The sequence below is a fragment of the Pseudomonas sp. GW821-FHT03E01 genome (assembly GCF_059420765.1).
The window spans coordinates 388,073-408,798 of sequence record NZ_JBWKUI010000001.1 but is presented as its reverse complement, the minus strand read 5'-3'; the positions used below and the strand labels follow the sequence as shown (position 1 = coordinate 408,798).

General features: G+C 62.3%; 16 protein-coding genes. 15 read left to right on the top strand and 1 reads right to left on the bottom strand.

Going from position 1 to position 20,726, the window contains the following annotated elements; all coding sequences use genetic code 11:
* The first annotated feature begins 36 nt into the window (after positions 1 to 36).
* From AC07VO_RS01910 to AC07VO_RS01850, 13 genes are all read left to right on the top strand, one after another.
* Positions 37 to 1,509, top strand: a complete 1,473-nt coding sequence (locus AC07VO_RS01910; RefSeq protein ID WP_111453370.1) for an aldehyde dehydrogenase family protein — start codon at positions 37 to 39, stop codon at positions 1,507 to 1,509.
* Between the two features lie 521 nt (positions 1,510 to 2,030).
* Positions 2,031 to 2,699: a haloacid dehalogenase type II gene (locus AC07VO_RS01905; protein WP_018925987.1), complete on the top strand. Its 669-nt coding sequence runs from the start codon at positions 2,031 to 2,033 to the stop codon at positions 2,697 to 2,699.
* A gap of 42 nt (positions 2,700 to 2,741) precedes the next feature.
* Entirely contained in the window at positions 2,742 to 4,016 is a 1,275-nt protein-coding gene (locus AC07VO_RS01900; protein ID WP_192350541.1) for an NAD(P)/FAD-dependent oxidoreductase, read from the top strand.
* A 94-nt stretch (positions 4,017 to 4,110) separates the two neighbouring features.
* Positions 4,111 to 5,748 (top strand): ABC transporter substrate-binding protein, encoded by a 1,638-nt coding sequence (locus AC07VO_RS01895; RefSeq protein ID WP_064617986.1) that lies wholly within the window; start codon positions 4,111 to 4,113, stop codon positions 5,746 to 5,748.
* 47 nt (positions 5,749 to 5,795) lie between these two features.
* A complete protein-coding gene (locus AC07VO_RS01890) occupies positions 5,796 to 6,752 on the top strand; it encodes an ABC transporter permease (protein WP_018925984.1) in 957 nt (318 codons plus the stop codon).
* Positions 6,749 to 7,624, top strand: a complete 876-nt coding sequence (locus AC07VO_RS01885; protein ID WP_018925983.1) for an ABC transporter permease — start codon at positions 6,749 to 6,751, stop codon at positions 7,622 to 7,624. Before AC07VO_RS01890 ends, AC07VO_RS01885 begins: the two co-directional genes overlap by 4 nt.
* 1 nt (position 7,625) lies before the next feature.
* Positions 7,626 to 9,467 (top strand): ABC transporter ATP-binding protein, encoded by a 1,842-nt coding sequence (locus tag AC07VO_RS01880; RefSeq protein WP_064617983.1) that lies wholly within the window; start codon positions 7,626 to 7,628, stop codon positions 9,465 to 9,467.
* Positions 9,464 to 9,772 carry a (2Fe-2S)-binding protein gene (locus AC07VO_RS01875; RefSeq protein ID WP_018925981.1) on the top strand — a complete coding sequence of 103 codons (309 nt, stop codon included), beginning with the start codon at positions 9,464 to 9,466 and terminating at the stop codon, positions 9,770 to 9,772. Before AC07VO_RS01880 ends, AC07VO_RS01875 begins: the two co-directional genes overlap by 4 nt.
* Entirely contained in the window at positions 9,754 to 11,145 is a 1,392-nt protein-coding gene (locus AC07VO_RS01870) for an FAD/NAD(P)-dependent oxidoreductase (protein WP_064617981.1), read from the top strand. The genes AC07VO_RS01875 and AC07VO_RS01870 overlap by 19 nt, the downstream gene beginning before the upstream one ends.
* Complete coding sequence (locus tag AC07VO_RS01865; RefSeq protein WP_018925979.1) at positions 11,142 to 12,311, top strand: NAD(P)/FAD-dependent oxidoreductase; 1,170 nt, start codon at positions 11,142 to 11,144, stop codon at positions 12,309 to 12,311. The genes AC07VO_RS01870 and AC07VO_RS01865 overlap by 4 nt, the downstream gene beginning before the upstream one ends.
* Positions 12,308 to 13,465: an acetylornithine deacetylase gene (argE, locus tag AC07VO_RS01860; protein ID WP_019578987.1), complete on the top strand. Its 1,158-nt coding sequence runs from the start codon at positions 12,308 to 12,310 to the stop codon at positions 13,463 to 13,465. Before AC07VO_RS01865 ends, argE begins: the two co-directional genes overlap by 4 nt.
* A gap of 149 nt (positions 13,466 to 13,614) precedes the next feature.
* Positions 13,615 to 15,072: an NAD-dependent succinate-semialdehyde dehydrogenase gene (locus tag AC07VO_RS01855; protein WP_192350539.1), complete on the top strand. Its 1,458-nt coding sequence runs from the start codon at positions 13,615 to 13,617 to the stop codon at positions 15,070 to 15,072.
* Positions 15,073 to 15,096: 24 nt separating this feature from the next.
* The gene (locus tag AC07VO_RS01850) at positions 15,097 to 16,176 is read left to right on the top strand and encodes a tartrate dehydrogenase (RefSeq protein WP_192350537.1); all 1,080 of its coding nucleotides are present in this window, start codon (positions 15,097 to 15,099) and stop codon (positions 16,174 to 16,176) included.
* Between the two features lie 68 nt (positions 16,177 to 16,244).
* Here AC07VO_RS01850 and AC07VO_RS01845 read toward each other — a convergent pair whose 3' ends face one another.
* Complete coding sequence (locus AC07VO_RS01845) at positions 16,245 to 16,469, bottom strand: YgdI/YgdR family lipoprotein (protein WP_018925975.1); 225 nt, start codon at positions 16,467 to 16,469, stop codon at positions 16,245 to 16,247.
* A gap of 207 nt (positions 16,470 to 16,676) precedes the next feature.
* On the opposite strand from AC07VO_RS01845, the gene AC07VO_RS01840 reads away from it, so the two are divergent.
* Positions 16,677 to 18,344: a VRR-NUC domain-containing protein gene (locus tag AC07VO_RS01840; protein WP_192350536.1), complete on the top strand. Its 1,668-nt coding sequence runs from the start codon at positions 16,677 to 16,679 to the stop codon at positions 18,342 to 18,344.
* Positions 18,341 to 20,620, top strand: a complete 2,280-nt coding sequence (locus AC07VO_RS01835) for an ATP-dependent DNA helicase (protein WP_192350535.1) — start codon at positions 18,341 to 18,343, stop codon at positions 20,618 to 20,620. Before AC07VO_RS01840 ends, AC07VO_RS01835 begins: the two co-directional genes overlap by 4 nt.
* Positions 20,621 to 20,726 lie beyond the last annotated feature (106 nt).

Sequence of the window (20,726 nt, the reverse complement as noted above, 5' to 3'; positions counted from 1 at the left end):
GAGTAAACGCCTCGCCGTCCCTTTCTGGAGTGCTCCATGGATAGCTTCGATCCTCGCCTTATCGCTGTGCGCAGCGCTCACTTTATTGCTGGCAAATACCGCGACGCCCAACCGGGGCTGGAGGTGGTTCGCCCTTCAGACGGTCAGGCCTATGCCCAGTTGCCGATCGCCGATGCCGACCTGGTGGATGAGGCGGTCAACGATGCCTGGCAGGCGTTTAACCGCAGCGATTGGGCCAGCCGTCCGCCCCGGGAGCGGGCACGGGTCATGCGTCGCTGGGCCGATCTGATCGAAGCCGATGTCGCCGTGCTGGCGCCGCTGGAAGCGGTGGGCTCGACCCGTCCGCATAAAGATGTGATCGCCTGGGACATTCCTTATGTCGCCGAGGGCATTCGTTTCTTTGCCGAACTGGCGGACAAGCACGGCGGCCAAGTCGCGGCGACCCAGACCGATCGCCTGGGCATGCAGATCGCTGAACCGTACGGCGTGATCGCCGCCATCGCGCCGTGGAATTTCCCCTTGAGCATGGCTTCATGGAAAGTCGCGCCGGCGCTGGCTGCCGGCAATGCCGTGGTGCTCAAACCGTCGGAGCTGACGCCGTTTTCCAGCCTGCGCTTTGCCGAACTGGCGGTGCAGGCGGGCATTCCTGCCGGGATTTTCAACGTGGTTCAGGGCGATGGCCGCGTCACTGGCGACGCCTTGTGCCGTCATCCACGGGTGGGCAAGGTAACCTTTACCGGCTCCACGGCGACCGGCTCGAGCATCATGTCCACTTGCGCATTGGTGGGGCCGAAACCGGTAACCCTGGAGCTGGGCGGCAAGAGCCCGCAACTGGTGTTCGCTGACGTGCCGGATATCGCGAAAACCGCACGCACCGTGGCGCTGGCCATCACCGGCAATGCCGGGCAGGTGTGCGTGTCTGGTTCGCGGTTGTTGATTGAGCGCTCGATCATGGAACCGTTCGTTGCGCACTTGCAGGCGTACTTCGAGGAATTGCGCCCGGGGCCGACCTGGTCGTCCGAGAGCACGCTGTCGCCGATCATTTCCCGGTTGCAGGCCAGCCGTATCGACGGCATCGTCCAGCGTTCGCGCCAGGCCGGGGCCGAAGTGCTGACTGGCGGTGGTTTGTTTGAAGGGCTGGGCGGTGCCTATTACCAGCCGACCTTGCTGGCTGGCCTGGACAATCAGAACCCGGCGATCTGTGAAGAAATCTTCGGCCCGGTGCTGACGGTGCAGGCGTTCGATGACGAACAGCAGGCACTGAGCCTGGCCGCGCACGCCACCTACGGCCTGGCGGCGGGCGTGCACACCGCCGACATCAACCGCGCCCTGCGACTGGTCCGGCGGCTGGAGGCGGGCACGGTGTGGGTCAACCGCTATGGACGCAGCAACGACTACATCCTGCCGACCGGTGGCTACAAACGCTCCGGCATCGGCAAGGACCTGGGGCGCGAAGCCTTCGAAGCCAACTTGCGCTTCAAGAGCGTGCTGATCGATATCGTCCAATAACACGGCCCCCGTAGCAGCTGCCGAGCAGCGCGAGGCGGCGTTCGGCGGCGAAGCCGTCGTAAACCCGATTTGCAAGGTTTTCATGACACACCGCAATAGCTGATTTCACGACGGCTTCGCCGCCGAACGCAGCCTCGCAGGCTCGGCAGCTGCTACACCGGGTAGTCATCAAGAGAAGGTTCAAACCGCACCCAAACGGGCGCTTCCTCAGGGAAGCGCCCGTTTTCGTTCAGCCCGGCGCAGGTTCTGCCGTGAATGGGGGCGTTCGTCAGCCTCGCGTAGCCATGAAGGTCCATAAGAGCGCATAAATACGGGGGTTGCCCAAGGCTGGAGCGAGCCGCAAAGTCTGCTGAGGGGGCAGGCTAAAACGGTGGTTTGTATCAAGCAGAGGTCGCTTTTAACGCCATCTGCTGATTTCACGGTGTTGTAATGACGGTGTGCTGCAGCGTTGCATCGCCGCTCCCGAAACGCAGCGAATACCTGTCGCGCCATGACCTCAACGAACTTCAGGACCGCACTCAATGAGCTTTCTACGCCCCAAATTCATTACGTTCGACTGCTACGGTACGCTGACCAATTTCCACATGGGCACGATGACTCGCGAACTGTTCGCCGACCGCGTGGCGCCCGAGCAGATGGATCAGTTCGTCAAGGACTTCTCGGCCTATCGCCTGGACCAGGTCATGGGTGACTGGATGCCGTATGACGAAATCCTCAAGACCTCCCTGGCGCGGGTCTGCAAGCGTTGGGGTGTCGAATACCGTGGCGAAGGCCAGCTGTATTACGACGCCGTGCCGACCTGGGGCCCGCACCCGGACGTGCCGGCCGGTCTGTCGAAAATCGCCGACAAGATCCCCCTGGTGATTTTCTCCAACGCCAGCAACAGCCAGATCATGTCCAACGTCGACAAGCTCGGCGCACCGTTTCACAAAGTCTTCACCGCCGAACAGGCCCAGGCCTACAAGCCGCGCCTGGCCGCGTTCGAGTACATGCTCGACAACCTCAACTGCGGCCCGGAAGACATCTTGCATGTGTCTTCCAGTTTCCGTTACGACCTGATGCCGGCCCACGACATGAAGATCAAGAACAAGGCCTTCGTCGCCCGCGGTCACGAGGTTCCGGGCAATGCGTTCTACGGCTACCAGCAGATCACCGACATCGGTGGACTGGCGGCGCTGGTCGGTCTCTGAGTTGAACGGTAACGGCGCTCTTCACGGAATAAGGGGTTAGACATGGGCAGTGAATCCTACTGGCTCGACACCGCACCGGCGTTTACCGGTGCTCAGCTCGGCGCATTGCCCGGGGAGGTCGACGTGGCCATCGTCGGTGGCGGTTTCACCGGCCTGGCGGCGGCTCGCGCGCTGGCCTTGAAGGGCGCCAGTGTGGTGGTGCTGGAAGCCGGGAGAGTGATCGGCGAAGCCTCCGGGCGCAACGGCGGCCAATGCAACACCGGCGTTGCCCAGGACTATGCCGGGCTGAGTGCCAGCCTCGGTGCCGACAAGGCGCGGGCTTATTACCAGGCCTATGAAAGCGCGGTGCAGAGCGTTGTGTCCCTGGTGGAGCAGGAGCAGATCGCTTGCGACCTCAAGCGCAACGGTAAGCTCAAACTGGCGGCCAAACCGCTGCACTACGAAGGCCTGGCGCGCACCTGCGAATTGATTCGCAAGGAGGTCGATGCCGAGGTCGAGTTGCTGAACGCCGAACAGACCCGCGCCGAAGTGAATTCGGCCCAGTTCCATGGCGGCTTGCTGCAGCGCAACGGTGTGCAGATGCATGTCGGGCGTTTCGGCGTCGGTCTGGCAGAGGCTGCGGCGCGTCACGGCGCGCTGATCTATCAAGGTACGTCGGTGACGGACTGGAAGGCCCAGGCCGGCGGTTATCGGGTCAACACCGCGAAGGGTTCTTTGCACGCCGGGCAAGTATTGCTGGCGACCGGCGCTTGTCAGCACGGTGGCCTGGGCTGGTATCGGCGGCGGATCGTGCCGGTCGGCAGTTTCGTGATCGCCACTGAGGTGCTGCCGCAGTTCCTCATCGATCAGTTGCTGCCCGGTCGGCGTGCCTATGTCACCAGTCGCATGATCGGTAACTACTTTCGCCTGACCCCGGACAACCGCTTGCTGTTCGGCGGACGTGCGCGGTTCGCGATGTCCGACAGCGTGTCCGACGCCAAGAGCGGCAAGGTGCTGCAAGCGGCGATGGTGCAGATGTTCCCGCAGTTGGCCAAGGTGAAAATCGACTATTGCTGGGGCGGGCTGGTGGACATGACCTCCGACCGTTTGCCTCGCGCCGGCCAGCATGGCGGGGTTTATCACTCCATGGGCTACAGCGGCCATGGGGTGCAGATGTCGGTGCACATGGGCCAGGTGATGGCCGAGGTGATGGCCGGCAAAGTCGAGGCCAATCCCTGGCGCGAACTCGACTGGCCGGCGATTCCCGGGCATTTCGGCAAGCCGTGGTTCTTGCCGTTCGTGGGCGCTTACTACCGCCTCCAGGACTATTTGCATTGAGTTGATGTTGTGGCGTCACCGTCGTTTGCGTTTCCAGGACGTTCCGGTCAACCGGAGCACTCGAATCTTCTGATTTTCGACAGGTACAACTGATATGACTGACAACAAGATCGACTCGAAACTGATTTCCGGCCAGGACAGCCTGCGGGTATTCGAAGGCCTCAATCGTGGCATGTCACGCCGCCACGCCTTGCAGATGCTCGGCGTGGCGGGTGTTGCCGCAGCGGGTGCCGGCAGCCTGTTCGGCGCCGCCGGCAAACTGTTCGCCGAAGAAGCGGCGACCCCGGGCAAAGGCAAGCCGGGCGGGCGGATTCGCGTCGCCGGCATGTCCAGCTCCACCGCCGACACCCTGGACCCGGCCAAGGGCGCGCTGTCTACCGACTACGTGCGTCACTTCATGTTCTACAATGGCCTGACCCGTTTCGACAGCCACCTGGTGCCGCAACTGGAACTGGCCGAGCGCATCGATAACACCGATGCGACGCTGTGGATCATCACCCTGCGCAAGGACGTGACCTTCCACAACGGCAAGACCCTGAGCGCCGCCGACGTGGTGTTCTCGCTGTCGCGCCACAAAGACCCGCTGACCGGTTCCAAGGTCATGCCGCTGATGGCGCAGTTCGAAGAGATCAAGGCCACCGGCACCCACGAAGTGCAGATCCGCCTGAGCGCGCCGAACGCCGAGCTGCCGTCGATCCTCGCCGTGTCGCACTTGTTGATCGTTCCCGAAGGCACCACCGACTTCAACCAGGGCATCGGCACCGGGCCGTTCACGGTCAAGGAATTCAAACCGGGCGTACGCTCGATTGCCGCGCGCAACACCGGCTACTGGAAACCGGGCCTGCCGTACCTGGACGAGATCGAATTCATCGCGATTGCCGACGAACCGTCACGGGTCAACGCGCTGCTGTCGGGCGACGTGCACATGATCAACGAGGTCAACCCACGCTCGACCACACGGATCAAGGCCAGCGCCAAACACCGGGTCGTCGATGCGCCGTCGGGCAACTACACCGACCTGATCATCCGTCAGGACCAGATGCCGGGTAAAAGCGCCGAATTCACTCAGGCGATGAAGTATTTGCTGGACCGTGAGCAAGTGAAGTCCGCGGTGTTCCGTGGCTTTGCCGTCGTCGGTAACGACCATCCGATTTCCCCTGGCTCGCGCTACTACAACGCCGACCTGCCGCAGCGGGCCTACGACCCGGAAAAAGCCAAATTCCTGCTGAAGAAGGCCGGCATGGAAAGCATCAGCATGCCGCTGGTGGCATCGCCTGCCGCGACCGGTTCGGTGGACATCGCCGTGCTGTTGCAGCAATCGGCGAAACAGGCCGGGCTCAAGCTCGACGTCAACCGCCTGCCCAGCGACGGCTACTGGTCCAACCACTGGATGAAGCACCCGCTGAGCTTCGGCAACATCAACCCTCGGCCGAACGCCGACGTGATGTTCTCGCAGTTCTTCCAGTCCAGCGCGCCATGGAACGAGTCGGGCTGGAAGAACGATCAGTTCGACCAACTGCTGATGCTCGCCCGCGGTGAAACCGACGACGCCAAGCGCAGCAAGATGTACGCCGACATGCAGGCCCTGGTGCATGAACACTGTGGCATCGGCGTGCCGGTGTTCATTAGCAACATCGACGGTGTCGACCAGCGCATCAAGGGCTACGGCAGCAACCCCCTCGGCGGTTTCATGGGCTACATGTTCGCCGAACAGGTCTGGCTCGATGCCTGATCGGCCGCACACGGGCGTCAGCGGGGCTATTGCATGAGGGTAGGGCGATGAATAGCAACACACTGTGGTTGATCGGCCGGCGCCTGGGCGCGGCGATCGTGACTTTGTTGATCGTGTCCATGGTCGTGTTTGCGATCACGGCGGTATTGCCGGGGGACGCGGCGCAACAGGCACTCGGGCAATTCGCCACGCCGGAACAGGTGGCGGCCTTGCGCCTGAAACTGGGGCTGGATCAACCCGGTGTGGTGCGTTACCTGCATTGGTTGATGAACCTGCTGAGCGGCGACATGGGGCAATCGGTGTCCAATGCCTTGCCGGTCAGCGAGCTGATGGCCGGGCGGGTGCCCAACACACTGATGCTGGCGGCCGTCACGGCGCTGGTGTCGGTGCCGGTGGCGCTGATCATCGGCATCGGCTCGGCCATGGGCCGGGGCGGGCGCATGGACAGTGTCCTCAGCTTCATCACCCTGGCCCTGGTCGCCGTGCCGGAGTTTCTGGTGGCGACCCTGGCAGTGCTGATCTTTGCGGTGAACCTGGGCTGGCTGTCGGCGCTGTCCTATGCCAGCGACATCACCTCACCTTGGCAATTCATGCGCACCTACGCCTTGCCGGTGATGACTCTGTGCTGCGTGATTGTCGCGCAAATGGCGCGCATGACCCGGGCGGCAGTGATCGATCAGCTCGACAGCGCCTATGTGGAAATGGCCCGGCTCAAGGGCGTGAGCCCGGTACGGATCGTGTTGCGCCATGCCTTGCCCAACGCCATCGGGCCGATTGCCAATGCCATCGCCCTGAGCCTGTCGTACCTGCTGGGCGGGGTGGTGATCGTCGAGACGATCTTCAACTACCCCGGCATCGCCAGCCTGATGGTCGATGCCGTGACCAACCGTGACATGGCGCTGGTTCAGGCCTGCACCATGCTGTTTTGTACGGCGTACCTGGGGTTGGTGCTGATTGCCGACCTGTGCGCGATTCTTTCCAATCCGAGGCTGAGAAACCAATGAACGATCTCATGGCGAAATCGGCGCCTGCCGGGCCCGAGCTGGCATTGGGCAAGGTTGCCCATGGACCGTCGTGGCTTGGCCTGGTCGGGGCGGCGATGTGTGTGATCTGGCTGCTGGTGGCTATCTTCGGTCCGTGGCTGGCGCCGCACCCGGTGGGTGAAGTGGTCTCCGATAACGTGTTCGACAGCCTCAGCGCGGCTTACCCGTTGGGCACCGATTACCTGGGCCGCGACATGCTCAGCCGCATTCTCGTCGGCGCGCGGTTCACCGTGGGCCTGGCGCTGATTTCAGCGGTGTTGGCTAGCACGCTGGGGACCGGATGTGCGCTGCTGTCGGTGGTGTCGCCGAAATGGCTGGACGAAGTGATCAGCCGTTTGATGGATGCCTTTATATCCATCCCGAGCAAGATGCTGGCGTTGATCATGGTCTCGGCGTTCGGTTCTTCGGTGCTGTTGCTGATTTGCACCGCTGTGCTGAGCTTCACCCCAGGCGCGTTCCGCATCGCCCGCAGCATGGCGGTGAACATCGAAGCGCTGGAATACGTGCAAGTCGCCCGCACCCGTGGCGAGCGCCGGTTGTACATCGCCTGTGTGGAAATCCTGCCGAACATGCTCAACCCGGTGCTGACCGATCTGGGGCTGCGCTTCGGCTTCATCGTGCTGCTGCTCAGTGGCATGAGCTTCCTTGGCCTCGGTGTGCAACCGCCGGATGCCGACCTCGGTTCGCTGGTGCGCGAGAACATCGGCGGCCTCAATCAGGGCGCGCCAGCCATCGTGATTCCGGCGCTGGCCATCGGCACCCTGACCATCGGCGTGAATCTGTTCATCGACCGACTGTCGTCACGGCGTAGTCGACGTACGGGAGGTCATTGAAATGAGTGATTTGATTCGAGTCGAAGACCTGCGCGTGGTCGCTTGCGGCGAGCGTGGCGAAGTGGAGATCGTCAAAGGCGTGAGCTTCTCCCTGGCCAAAGGTGAAGTGCTGGCGTTGATCGGTGAGTCCGGCTCCGGCAAGACCACCATAGCGCTGGCGTTGCTCGGCTATGCCCGACGCGGTTGTCGATTGGCGTCCGGCGTGGTGCAAGTCGGCGAACACGACATGCTGGCGTTGAGCGAAAGCGAACTGCAAGGCCTGCGCGGCAATCGGGTGTCGTACATTGCCCAGAGCGCCGCCGCTGCGTTCAACCCGGCGAAAAAACTGATCGATCAAGTGGTGGAGGGCGCATTGATTCACGGCCTGGGTAGCCGGGCCGTGCTGGAAGCCAAAGCCATCGAACTGTTCCGCGATCTGGCCTTGCCGGATCCCGATCACATTGGCCAGCGTTACCCGCACCAAGTATCCGGCGGGCAGTTGCAACGGGTAATGGCGGCCATGGCGCTGATCAGCGATCCGCTGCTGGTGGTGCTCGACGAGCCGACCACCGCCCTCGACGTGACGACGCAGATCGACGTGCTGCGCGCTTTCAAGCGGGTGGTCCGCGAACGTGGGGCGACGGCGGTCTATGTGTCCCATGATTTGGCGGTCGTCGCGCAAATGGCCGATCAGATCGTCGTGCTCAACGGCGGACAGATTTTCGAGCAGAGCGCCACCGCGCCGCTGCTCAAGGCCCCGGCCCACGAATACACCCGCAGCCTGCTGCTGGCGGCCCGCCCGGACACGACGATCCGCCCACCTTGCGGCATCGCTGAAGAAACACCGCTGCTGACCATCCAGGGGCTGACCGCCGGTTACGGCAACAAGAACCTGCAAGGCATGCCGTCGATTCGCGTGCTGGAAGACATCGACCTGACCGTGCGCCGGGGCCAGGCCATTGGCGTGATCGGTGAGTCGGGTTCCGGCAAGTCGACGCTGGCGCGGGTGGTGGCCGGGTTGCTGACGCCGGCCTTGGGCGGCCTGACCTTCGATGGCCAGCCACTGGGCGGCAGCCTGTCCGAGCGCACCGATGAGCAGTTCCGCCGGATTCAGATGGTGTTCCAGAATGCCGACACCGCGCTCAACCCGATGCACAGCGTCAGCACTATTCTGAGCCGTCCGCTGAAAATGTACTTCGGCCTCAAGGGCGCCGCGCTGCGCGAGCGCATCGGCGAACTGCTGGACCTGGTGCGCTTGCCCCGCGCCATGGCCGAACGCCGTCCGAATGAACTCTCCGGCGGGCAAAAACAGCGGGTCAACCTGGCCCGTGCCCTGGCGGCCAAACCGGACCTGATCCTCTGCGACGAGGTGACCTCGGCGCTGGACACCGTGGTCGGCGCGGCGATTCTCGAACTGCTGCGCGACCTGCGTCAGCAACTGGGCGTGTCGTATCTGTTCATCAGCCATGACATTTCCACGGTACGCGCGCTGTGCGACGACATTGTGGTGATGTACAGCGGCCACAAGGTTCAGGCCGGCAGCCGGCAGGCGTTTGCCCAGGCACCGTTCCATCCCTACACCGACCTGTTGATCCATTCGGTGCCGGAACTGCGTCAGGGCTGGCTGGAAAACTGCGGCACCACCTGCGGCACGCTACCGCCGATTGGCGCCAAGGCCAATGTGCCAGAGCTGTGCACCTTTCTCAGTCGCTGCCCGGTGCGGGTCGACGGCCTGTGCAATCGCACCGCGCCGAACCGGCGGATCATCGACGGCGGTAGCGAAATTCTTTGTCATCACGACAGTGCCGAGTTGCTGAAAACACAGCAGGGTTTATCCACCATGAGCCTGGGAGCTTATGCATGAAAGGGCGTTTTGTGAGGCTGGCCGAGCAGGGCCGGCCGACCGTCAAGCTGACGGTGGACGGTTCGCCCATTGAGGCGTTGCAGGGCGACACATTAATGGTCGCGTTGCTGACCCAGGGCTCGGCGCTGCGCCAATCGGAATTCGACTCGGGCCGCCGCGCCGGTTTCTGCCTGATGGGCGCTTGCCAGGATTGCTGGGTCTGGACCCGCAGCGGCGAGCGCCTGCGCGCCTGTTCCAATGAAGTCCGCGAAGGGCTGGACATCGTCACCACACAACCGGAGGCAATATGGCCACTGCACGGCTGAGCGCTCAACGAGTGGTTATTGTCGGCGCCGGGCCGGCCGGCATTCGCTGTGCCGAAACGCTGCTGGCGGCTGGCTTGAAACCGATCCTGATCGATGAGAATCGCCGGGATGGCGGGCAGATCTACCGTCGCCAGCCCGAAGGTTTTACCCGGGACTACGCCACCCTGTATGGCACCGAAGCGGCCAAGGCCAAGAATCTGCACCAGAGTTTCGACCGATTGCGCGGGCAAATCGACTACCGCCCCGACACGCTGGTGTGGAACCTGACGCCAGGGCAATTGTGCTGCGTCAGCCAGGGCAAGCACTCGACGGTGGATTACGATGCGCTGATCCTCTGCACCGGTGCCACCGACCGCTTGATGCCGATCGAAGGCTGGCAGTTGGCAGGCACCTACAGCCTTGGCGGGGCGCAAATCGCGCTCAAGTCCCAGGCGGTTTCCATCGGCCACCGCGTGGTGTTCATGGGCAGCGGGCCGTTGCTGTATCTGGTCGCCAGCCAATACGTCAAAGCAGGCGCGAATGTGGCGGCGGTGCTCGACACTTCACCCCTCAGCAAGCGCATCGCGGCAGTGCCGAAGCTGATGGCGCGTCCGGGATTGCTGTTCACCGGGATGAAGTTACTGGCGCAGTTGTACCGGGCGAAAATTCCGGTGCATCTGGGGATTTCGCCGCTTCAGGTGCAAGGCGATGCAGCCAGCGGGGTCAGTGGTGTGCGGGTGCGTACCGCGCGCGGTGAGACGTTAACGGTGGATTGTGATGCTGTGGCGTTGGGTTATCACTTGCGCCCGGAAACCCAACTGGCCGATCTGGCCGGTTGTCGCATGCGCTTCGATGAGGCCTCCAGCCAGTGGTGGCTGGCCGTCGATGAAGAGGGCCGCACCTCGGTCAACGGTGTGTATGCCGCCGGGGACGGTTCGAAGATTCGCGGCGCCGATGCCGCCGAGCACGCCGGGCGCCTGGCGGCGATGGCGTTGCTGGAGGATCTGCAGCAACCGGTGAACGCCGGCTTGCGTGACGAACAACGCCACGCGCTGGCGGTGATGGATGAGTTTCGCCTCGGTCTGGCCCAGGCGTTTCCCTGGCCGGCGGATCAAGCCAAAGCCTTGCCGGACTCAGCCATCGTCTGTCGCTGCGAGATGATCAGCGCCGGCGAGTTGCGCCGTACCGTGAGCGAGAAGGGGGCCTGTGAAGTCAATCGGGCCAAGGCCTTCAGCCGGGTCGGCATGGGCCGCTGCCAGGGGCGTTATTGCTCCCAGGCCGGGGCCGAAGTGATCGCGGCGGCGGCAGGCGTCAGCGTGCAACAGGTCGGTCGGCAGCGTGGACAGGCACCGGTCAAACCCCTTTCGATGCTCACCGAGGAGGTGTCGCCATGACGCTACACAAAGCCGATGTAGTGATTGTTGGCGGCGGCCTGATGGGCTCGGCGGCGGCGTTTTTCCTGCGCCAGCGCGGGCAGTCGGTGATTCTGCTGGAGCGCGACCAGATTGGTCAGTACGCCAGCGGCGTCAATTTCGGCAACGTCCGGCGTCAGGGACGCTTCCTCGGTCAACTGGAATTGGCCAACCGTTCCTGGGCGCTGTGGAAACGCTTGCCAGAGCTGATCGACGACGACCTCGAGTTCATCGCCAGCGGGCACATGCGCGTGTGTTACCGCGAGGATGAAATTCCCGAACTGGAAGCCTATGCGGCAGCGCCCGAGGCGGCGCAGCTGGATTTGAAAATCTATCGTGGCGCCGAGCTGCACCAGCGCTTTCCGTTTCTCGGGCCGGACGTGAAGGGCGGCTCCTATGCGCCCCACGATGGCCACGCCAACCCGCGTCTGGCCGCACCGGCGTTTGCCCGGGCTGCCCGCCGCCTCGGGGCGCGGATCGAGGAACAGACTGAAGTCGCTGAAGTGCAGAAAATTGCCGGCGAGTTCACGGTGACCACCACCGACGGTCGCCAGTTCGGCGCCGAGCGCTTGCTGATCACCGCCGGCGCCTGGGGCCAGAAACTCTCGGCGCAGTTCGGCGAACCGGTGCCGCTGGATACCAACGGCCCACAAATGGCCGTGACCGAACCGGTGCCGTACGCCTTGCCAACGGTGATCGGCGTGTACACCAAGATCCCCGAAGAAGTGATCTACTTCCGCCAGATCCCGCGCGGCAACATCATCATCGGTGGCGGCTACCGCAGCAAACCGGACATGCTCAACCGCCGCGCCTATGTCGAGCCGCGCAGCATTCTTAATCAGATGGACCAGATGCGTCGCCTGCTGCCAGGCGTCGGCAACCTGAACATCATCCGCGTGTGGAGCGGCATTGAAGGCTACTTGCCCGATTCCCTGCCGGTGATGGGCCCCAGCGGCAACGTTGACGGTTTGTATTACGCGTTCGGCTTCTGCGGTCATGGCTTCCAGCTCGGCCCCGGTGTCGGCGACGTGATGGCCGAACTGATCAGCACCGGCAGCACCAGCACTTCGATTGAGCCGTTCTCGATCCGCCGGTTCACCCCTTCAGCCGAGCAACGGACAACTGAGCAAAGGAGCAGGGCCTCATGAAACCCCGTGTACTGGATATTCTCAAACGCCTGATGGCCTTTGACACCGTGTCTTCGGAGTCGAACATGGCCCTGATCGAGTACGTACGCGACTTGCTGCTGACCAAGGGCATCGAGTCACTGATCGTCAAGGACGAAACGGGTAAAAAGGCCAACCTGTTCGCCAGCACCGGCCCTAAAGAGTTACCGGGCATTCTGTTGTCCGGCCACACCGACGTAGTACCGGCGGCGGGGCAGGCCTGGACCTTGCCGGCGTTTGAGGCGACGGTGCAGGACGGGCGGATCTACGGGCGCGGCAGTTGCGACATGAAGGGGTTTATCGCGTTGGCCATCGACGCCATGCTCGATGCCGCCGACCATTCGTTGAGCCGACCGCTGCAAATCGCCTTGTCCCATGACGAAGAAACCGGCTGCGTCGGTGTACGACGTTTACTCGACGTGCTGCACCTGGCGCCGGTACGGCCGTTTTTGTGCCTGATCGGTGAGCCGACCAACATGCAGTTCGTGCTGGGGCACAAGGGCAAGGGGTCTTACCGCACTTATTGCCGTGGCCTGGAAGCGCATTCCTCGTTGGCGCCGCGTTCGGTCAATGCGATTCACGTGGCCTGCGATTTCATCGCGGCTCTGCGTCAGAGCCAGCAGCAACTGCAAGAGCAGGGCGCACAGGATGCCGATTACGACGTGCCTTACAGCACCGTGCACGTCGGGCAGATTGTCGGCGGCAAGGCGCTGAACATCGTGCCGAACCTGTGCACCCTGGATTTCGAGGTACGTAACTTGCCGGCGGACGATCTGGATCAGTTCCTGGAGCAGATGCGCGAGCGTGCCGAAGTGATCGTGCGCGAGGCGAAAAAGCTGTCCAGCGTGGCAGACATCGAGATCGAAACCCTCAACGTCTATCCGGGCCTCGATACCCATCCGAGCGTTGAAGCGGTGCGCTTCCTGAAAAACTTCGCCGCGCCGGACACCGGCACCGCCAAAGTCTCGTTCGGCACCGAGGGCGGGTTGTTCAAGCAGCGTCTGGACGTACCGGTGGTGGTCTGCGGCCCGGGCTCGATCGAACAGGCGCACAAGCCGGACGAGTTCATCGAGATCAGCCAGATGCAGGCTGGGGAGCGGTTTCTGGAGGGGTTGCTGGGCTCCCTGAAACTTTGAGATCGTCAAGATCTTTTGATTTGTGCTTGCCGGTAGAGCCTGCCGTCCCACCGCGAATTTCAGCATCCAACACTGCCCATCAAACGCTTTCAGCATCCTTATCCGTGGCACCTCCCTAGACTGGAATTGTCTCGGATCAGGACTCGACCATGCTCAAGAATCGTTTGAAAGACCCCAGCCTTCTGGCAGAACTCGCTTATGTGGACGGGCAGTGGATCGGCGCCGATAACGCCGCGACCCTGGACGTCATCGACCCGGCCACCGGCCAGTTACTCGCCCGGGTGCCGGCCATGCAGGGCACGGAAACCCGGCGCGCCATCGAGGCCGCCGAACGGGCCTGGCCGGCGTGGCGCACACGCCCGGCAGCAGAACGGGCGGCGCTGCTGGAGCGCTGGTATCAGGCGATGATCGATAACCTCGACGACCTCGCCTTGATCATGACCTGCGAGCAGGGCAAACCTCTGAACGAAGCCAAGGGTGAAATCCGCTACGGTGCCGGGTTCGTCAAATGGTTCGCCGAAGAGGCCCGCCGGGTCTACGGCGAAACCATACCGGCCCCCAGCGGCGACCGCCGCCTGCTGACCCTCAAGCAACCGGTCGGCGTGTGCGCCGCGATCACCCCGTGGAATTTCCCCAACGCGATGATCACCCGCAAGTGCGCGCCGGCCCTGGCCGCCGGGTGCCCGATCATCGTCAAACCCTCGGACTTGACCCCGCTGTCGGCCCTGGCCCTGGCAGTACTCGCCGAACGCGTCGGCATTCCGGCCGGGGTGTTCAACGTGCTGACCGGCATGCCCGCCGGCATCGGCGAAGAACTGACCGGCAATCCGACGGTGCGCAAGATCTCCTTCACCGGCTCCACTGCGGTCGGTCGGCTGCTGATGCGTCAGAGCGCTGAGCACATCAAGCGCTTGAGCCTGGAACTGGGCGGCAACGCGCCGTTCATTGTGTTCGACGACGCCGACCTGGAGCAGGCGGTAACCGGGATCATGCTCAGCAAATTCCGCAACGCCGGGCAGACCTGCGTCTGCGCCAACCGCATTCTGGTGCAGGATGGCATCTACGAACGTTTCGCCCAGCGACTGGTGGAGGAGGTGGGCAAACTCAAGGTCGGCAATGGCCTGGACGCCGACGTGACCATCGGCCCGCTGATCAACCCGGCGGCGGTGAGCAAGGTCGCCCGGCACATCGACGATGCCCTGAGCCAGGGCGCGCGTTTGCTCTGCGGCGGCATTCCTGAAGGCGACAACCAGTTCGTTCAGCCGACCGTCCTTGGCGACACCCACGCCGGCATGCTGCTGGCCAACGAAGAAACCTTCGGCCCGGTGGCGCCGTTGATGCGGTTTACCTCTGAGGCCGAAGCGCTGGCCTTGGCCAATGCCACGCCTTACGGCCTGGGCGCCTACTATTTCACTCAGGATTTGCGCCGTTCCTGGCGGTTCGGCGAGGCGCTGGAGTTCGGCATGGTCGGCCTCAACACCGGGCTCATTTCCATGGAAGTCGCGCCGTTCGGCGGCATCAAGCAGTCTGGGCTGGGCCGTGAAGGCAGCAAGTACGGGCTGGATGAATACCTTGAAGTCAAAGCTTTCCACATCGGCGGGCTGTAATTAACGGACACGGGGGCACGATTGATGAGCAAGACATTCAGAATCGCCGCGATTGCCGGCGATGGCATCGGCAAGGAAGTCCTGCCGGAAGGGTTGCGGGTACTGGAGCAAGCCGCGAAGAAGTGGCAGTTGGAGCTGAGCATCGAAGTGCTCGACTGGGCTCACTGCGATTACTACCTGGAACACGGGCAAATGATGCCCGACGATTGGTTCGACCAGCTCAAGGGGTTCGATGCGATCTACTTTGGCGCCGTCGGCTGGCCGGACAAGGTGCCAGACCACATTTCTTTGTGGGGCTCACTGCTGAAGTTTCGTCGCGACTTCGACCAATACGTGAACATTCGCCCGGTACGTCTGTTTCCCGGCGTGCCGTGCCCGCTGGCCGGGCGCAAACCGGGGGACATCGATTTCGTGGTGATCCGCGAGAACACCGAAGGCGAGTATTCCTCGGTCGGTGGCAAGATGTTCGAAGGCACCGAGCATGAATTCGTGCTGCAAGAGTCGGTATTCACCCGGCGCGGCGTGGACCGGATTCTCAAGTTCGCCTTCGACCTGGCCCAGACCCGACCGCGCAAACGCCTGACGGCGGCGACCAAGTCCAACGGGATTTCCATCAGCATGCCGTACTGGGACGAACGCACGGCATTGATGGCCGCGCAGTACCCGGACATCACTTGGGACAAACAGCACATCGACATCCTGTGCGCGCGTTTTGTACTGCAACCGGACCGGTTCGATGTAGTGGTGGCGTCGAACCTGTTCGGCGACATTCTGTCCGACCTGGGACCTGCCTGCGCAGGCACCATCGGCATTGCGCCGTCGGCCAACCTCGATCCCGAGCGGCGTTTTCCATCGCTGTTCGAACCGGTGCACGGCTCGGCCCCGGACATCTACGGGCGCAACATCGCCAACCCGATCGCGATGATCTGGTCCGGCGCGTTAATGCTGGATTTTCTGGGCAACGGCGATGAGCGCTATCGCGCCGCGCACGACGGGATTCTGCGGGCGATTGAACGGGTGATTGCAGAAGGGCCAATCACCCCGGACCTGGGCGGGCAGGGCTCGACTCAGGAGGTCGGCAAGGCGATTGCGCAAGCGCTTTAAAGCCTGCGACGCACTCCTTGTGTAGCAGCTGTCGAGCTTGCGAGGCTGCTACGGCCGAACGCAGGGGATCAGTCTTCCTTGCGAATCGTGGCCACGTCATCGGCGCGGACTTTCACTTTCGCCCCGGAAATATCTTCGAATTCGAAGAAGCCATCCTTGCCCTTGGTGTTCGGCATGTCCTTGGTCAAATACTGGGTGCCGTTCTGCAGGGTCACGACCGTTGGCGTCGAGCAACCGGTCAGGGCCAGAAAGGCCGCTGCCGCCAGAGGCAAACCCAGAGTCTTGATATTCATACACACCTCCATCACTCAATAAAAACAGTGCGAACGCCTCGTTCGAGATCAATCCTCACTGTGCTTCTAACGCGGTTGGTGCGATGGAATGGCAGAAAGTTCGATGGTCACCCGAAAATTGTCCGATTGCGTCGCCACTTATCCTTTTCCGTTTGCACCGGGTGGGGCATAGCTGGTATCTGTACGCATAACCAGTATTCGCTTGCCATGGCCCGATTGCCCGTGATTGTAAATCCCCTCGACGACCCGTTCTATTACTTGAACAACTTCATGCAAGTGCTTGATTGGCTTGAGCATCGTTATGCCGATGTACTCAGCATCGAAGAGCAGGACTTCATCCGCGACTTCAATCGACTGCCCCGCGAGTCCCAGGCTTTGCTGGTCAGATTGGTGATGCGCAAGGGCGTGCATTTCAGGGTCGGCAAACTGAGTTACGTCGAAATCGGCGACATCGCCAGCGCCGCGGCGCCGCTACTGGCTTTGGGCTGGATCGACGAACAGTCGCCGCTGCCTGTCGAGGAGGTGTTCGAGGTGCTGCTCAAGGCCGAGATTCTCCAGTGTTTTGGCGATGCGATCGATCAACCGAAAGGCAAAAAGAGCGATTGGCTGCCGGCCCTGAGCGAGCAGTTTCCTGAAGAGCAAAGTTTTGCCCAGTGGTGCCCGGCACTGGATGACCGGTTGTTCAGCCTGACCGTCATGGGCCTGTGCGATCGGTTGCGCCTGATGTTCTTCGGCAATCTTTACCAGGATTGGTCGGAATTCGTTCTGGCTGACCTGGGCATCTACACCTACGAAAAAGTCGAGTTTTGCGCCGAGTCCCGAGGCTTGCGCAGCCGCGAAGACGTCGACGCCTGCCTGTTCCTGCACAGCTGTCAGCAGCATTTCGAGGCCGGTGAAGAGGTGGCGGTGGTTGTCGAGCAGATCAACAGGCTGGAACTCGCCAATCCCTGGCTGCAAAGACGTCGGGCCAAGCTGCTGTTCCAGATCGCTCAGCACTGCGAACGCATGGCGGATTTTTCCACCGCCCTGGGCCTCTACCGCGATTGCGCCTACCCCGGCGCACGCCTGCGGCTGATTCGCGTGCTGGAGCGCTGTGGTGAATTTCAACTGGCCATGGATTTGGCGAGCCACGCCGAGCAAACCCCGGAAAGCGCCACCGAACATCAGCATTTATTGCGTGTGCTGCCCAGGCTGCGGCGCAAACTGGGCGGGCCGCCGATCAAGCGGCCAGCCCCGCGGCCCATGCAGCGCCTGGACCTGCAATTGCCCAGGCACGACCCGGCATTGTCGGTGGAGTATTACGTTCAGGCGCATCTGGCGGACGAGTCGGCACCGGTGCATTACGTCGAGAACAGCCTGATCAACTCGCTGTTCGGGTTGCTGTGCTGGCCGGCGATCTTCGCCCCGTTGCCGGGGGCGTTTTTTCACCCATTCCAGCGCGGCCCGGTGGACCTGCACAACGAAGACTTTCATGCGCGGCGCGCGGATCTGTTCCAGGCCTGCCTCGCCGAACTCGATGACGGGCGTTACGCCCAGACCATCCGCGAGCGTTACACCGCCAAGTGGGGCGTGCAGTCGCCGTTCGTATTCTGGGGCGCGCTGAGCGAGGAACTGCTGGAGCAGGCGCTCGACTGTCTGCCCGCCGAACACCTCAAGCACTGGTTCAATCGACTGCTGCTCGACATCAAGGCCAACCGCGCCGGCATGCCGGACTTGATCCAGTTCTGGCCGCAACACAAAACCTACCGAATGATCGAAGTCAAAGGCCCCGGCGATCGCCTGCAAGACAACCAATTGCGCTGGCTGGAGTTCTGTCACGAGCACCAGATGCCCATCGCCGTTTGCTACGTGCAATGGGTGGAGCAGGGCGCTTGAGCTACAGCATCGCGGTGCGGGCGTTGTGTGAATTCACCGCCAAGGTCGGCGACCTCGACCTGCGTTTCACCCCGTCGCCAACCGCGCTGGAAGGCATTGTCGGCCATCGCACCGTGGCGTCACGACGCAGCGAGGGTTACCAGAACGAGGTCGCACTTGAGGGCCAATATCGAACCTTGAGCGTGAAAGGCCGGGCGGATGGCTACGATCCGGGGCAAAACTGCCTCGAAGAAGTCAAAACCTACCGGGGCGACCTGAGCAAGCAGCCGGCCAACCACCGGCAGTTGCACTGGGCGCAGGCGAAAGTCTATGGCTGGTTGATGTGCCAGAAACTGGATTTGGCGCAGATCGACCTGGCGCTGGTGTACTTCGACATCGTCAGCGAGAAGGAAACCTGTCTGGTCGAGACCTTCAGCGCCGCCGACTTGCAGCTGTTCTTCGAGCACCACTGCGGGTTGTTCCTGCACTGGGCCGAGCAGGAAATGGCCCATCGCGAAGGGCGCAATCTGGCGGCTCGACAGCTGAGCTTTCCCCATGCCGATTTTCGCCCTGGCCAGCGGCATCTGGCCGAATCGGTGTTCAAGGCAGTCAGCACCGGCCGCTGTCTGATGGCCCAGGCGCCGACCGGTATCGGCAAGACCATTGGCACGCTGTTCCCGATGCTCAAGGCCCTGGCGCCGCAGCAACTGGACAAGGTGTTTTTCCTCACGGCGAAAACCCCGGGGCGCAAATTGGCGCTGGACGCTGCTCAGGTCATCCTCGACAGTGCCGATGCACAGCCGTTGCGAGTGCTCGAGATGATCGCCCGGGACAAGGCTTGCGAGCACCCGGACAAGGCCTGTCATGGCGAATCCTGCCCGTTGGCCCAGGGTTTTTATGATCGTCTGCCGTACGCGCGTCAGGCCGCCAGTCAATTGAGTCTGTTGAACCAAAGTGCCTTGCGCGAGGTTGCCCTGCAGCACGAGGTTTGTCCTTATTACTTGAGCCAGGAAATGGCCCGCTGGGCGGACGTGGTGGTCGCTGACTACAACTACTATTTCGACTTCAGCGCGTTGCTGTTCGGGTTGGCCCAGGCCAATAACTGGAACGTCGCGGTGCTGGTGGACGAAGCCCACAACCTGGTGGAGCGCGGCCGGCAAATGTACAGCGCCAGCCTCGACCAGGCGACTTTGAACGGCGTACGAAAAACCGCGCCCGAGTCGTTGAAGAGATCCTTGCAGCGAGTCAATCGTGAATGGAATGCCTTGCACGATCAGCAACTCGGCCCCTATCAGGCCTACGACAAAGCCCCGGAAAAACTGCTTCAGGCCTTGTCCTTGTGCTGCGCAAGCATCGGCGACTACCTGAATGATCATCCTCAGGGCCTGGACAGCGGGTTGCAGAATTTTTACTTCGACATGCTGCAATTCGGCCGCGTGGCTGAACTGTTCGACGAGCATTTCCTGTTCGACATCAGCAAGCGTGACCTCGAGCGCAAGCGCAATCTGTCGCAGCTGTGCCTGCGCAATGTGATGCCCGCCGGTTTCATCCGCCCGCGCCTGACTGCTGCGCGCAGCACGGTGCTGTTTTCCGCGACCCTGAGCCCTCGGCATTACTACGCCGACTTGCTGGGCACTCCGGCGAATACGGTATGGATCGATGTGGAATCGCCATTTCACGCCGATCAGCTGCAAGTGCACATCGTCAGCCAGATATCCACGCGGTTCGTCCACCGTCAGGCCTCCCTTGCGCCCATCGTCGAGCTGATCGCCAAACAGTTCAGTCAACGCCCCGGCAACTACCTGGCGTTTTTCAGCAGCTTCGACTATTTGCAGCAAGTGGCGCAGTTGCTGGCCGAGCGGTATCCGCAGATCACGCTGTGGTCGCAGTCCCGGGGCATGGGGGAAGCGCAGCGTCAGGACTTTCTCGACCAGTTCACCGCCGACGGGCAGGGCATCGGCTTTGCGGTGCTGGGTGGCGCGTTCGGTGAAGGCATCGATTTGCCCGGCGCCCGCTTGATTGGCGCCTTCATCGCCACCCTGGGGCTGGCGCAACTCAATCCGGTCAACGAACAGCTGAAACAGCGCATGGCGGCGATTTTCGGTGCCGGTTATGACTACACCTACCTGTTTCCAGGTCTGCAGAAAGTGGTGCAGGCGGCAGGAAGGGTGATCCGTACACGAGAGGATCAAGGGGTGGTGATGCTGATCGACGACCGGTTTGGGGAGAGTAAGGTCAAGCAATTGCTGCCGCGTTGGTGGTCCGTTGAGCTGACGCAATTTCCTTCTGGTTTGTAGGAGTTTTTACCTTGTAAAACAGTGACATATCTTGAAAGACACGCTCGTTTGAACAAACAACGAAACACCGCTTTATTCAAAGGGCAGGCAATCACTTTCAAGCGAA

What these genes read in the sequence shown, in the direction of transcription:
- AC07VO_RS01890 (WP_018925984.1), top strand. Translation starts at nt 5,796, where the DNA reads ATGAATAGCAACACACTGTGGTTGATCGGCCGGCGCCTGGGCGCGGCG.
- AC07VO_RS01900 (WP_192350541.1), top strand. Translation starts at nt 2,742, where the DNA reads ATGGGCAGTGAATCCTACTGGCTCGACACCGCACCGGCGTTTACCGGT.
- AC07VO_RS01855 (WP_192350539.1), top strand. Translation starts at nt 13,615, where the DNA reads ATGCTCAAGAATCGTTTGAAAGACCCCAGCCTTCTGGCAGAACTCGCT.
- AC07VO_RS01910 (WP_111453370.1), top strand. Translation starts at nt 37, where the DNA reads ATGGATAGCTTCGATCCTCGCCTTATCGCTGTGCGCAGCGCTCACTTT.
- AC07VO_RS01865 (WP_018925979.1), top strand. Translation starts at nt 11,142, where the DNA reads ATGACGCTACACAAAGCCGATGTAGTGATTGTTGGCGGCGGCCTGATG.
- AC07VO_RS01875 (WP_018925981.1), top strand. Translation starts at nt 9,464, where the DNA reads ATGAAAGGGCGTTTTGTGAGGCTGGCCGAGCAGGGCCGGCCGACCGTC.
- AC07VO_RS01840 (WP_192350536.1), top strand. Translation starts at nt 16,677, where the DNA reads ATGGCCCGATTGCCCGTGATTGTAAATCCCCTCGACGACCCGTTCTAT.
- AC07VO_RS01845 (WP_018925975.1), bottom strand. Translation starts at nt 16,469, where the DNA reads ATGAATATCAAGACTCTGGGTTTGCCTCTGGCGGCAGCGGCCTTTCTG.
- AC07VO_RS01850 (WP_192350537.1), top strand. Translation starts at nt 15,097, where the DNA reads ATGAGCAAGACATTCAGAATCGCCGCGATTGCCGGCGATGGCATCGGC.
- AC07VO_RS01895 (WP_064617986.1), top strand. Translation starts at nt 4,111, where the DNA reads ATGACTGACAACAAGATCGACTCGAAACTGATTTCCGGCCAGGACAGC.
- argE (WP_019578987.1), top strand. Translation starts at nt 12,308, where the DNA reads ATGAAACCCCGTGTACTGGATATTCTCAAACGCCTGATGGCCTTTGAC.
- AC07VO_RS01905 (WP_018925987.1), top strand. Translation starts at nt 2,031, where the DNA reads ATGAGCTTTCTACGCCCCAAATTCATTACGTTCGACTGCTACGGTACG.
- AC07VO_RS01885 (WP_018925983.1), top strand. Translation starts at nt 6,749, where the DNA reads ATGAACGATCTCATGGCGAAATCGGCGCCTGCCGGGCCCGAGCTGGCA.
- AC07VO_RS01870 (WP_064617981.1), top strand. Translation starts at nt 9,754, where the DNA reads ATGGCCACTGCACGGCTGAGCGCTCAACGAGTGGTTATTGTCGGCGCC.
- AC07VO_RS01880 (WP_064617983.1), top strand. Translation starts at nt 7,626, where the DNA reads ATGAGTGATTTGATTCGAGTCGAAGACCTGCGCGTGGTCGCTTGCGGC.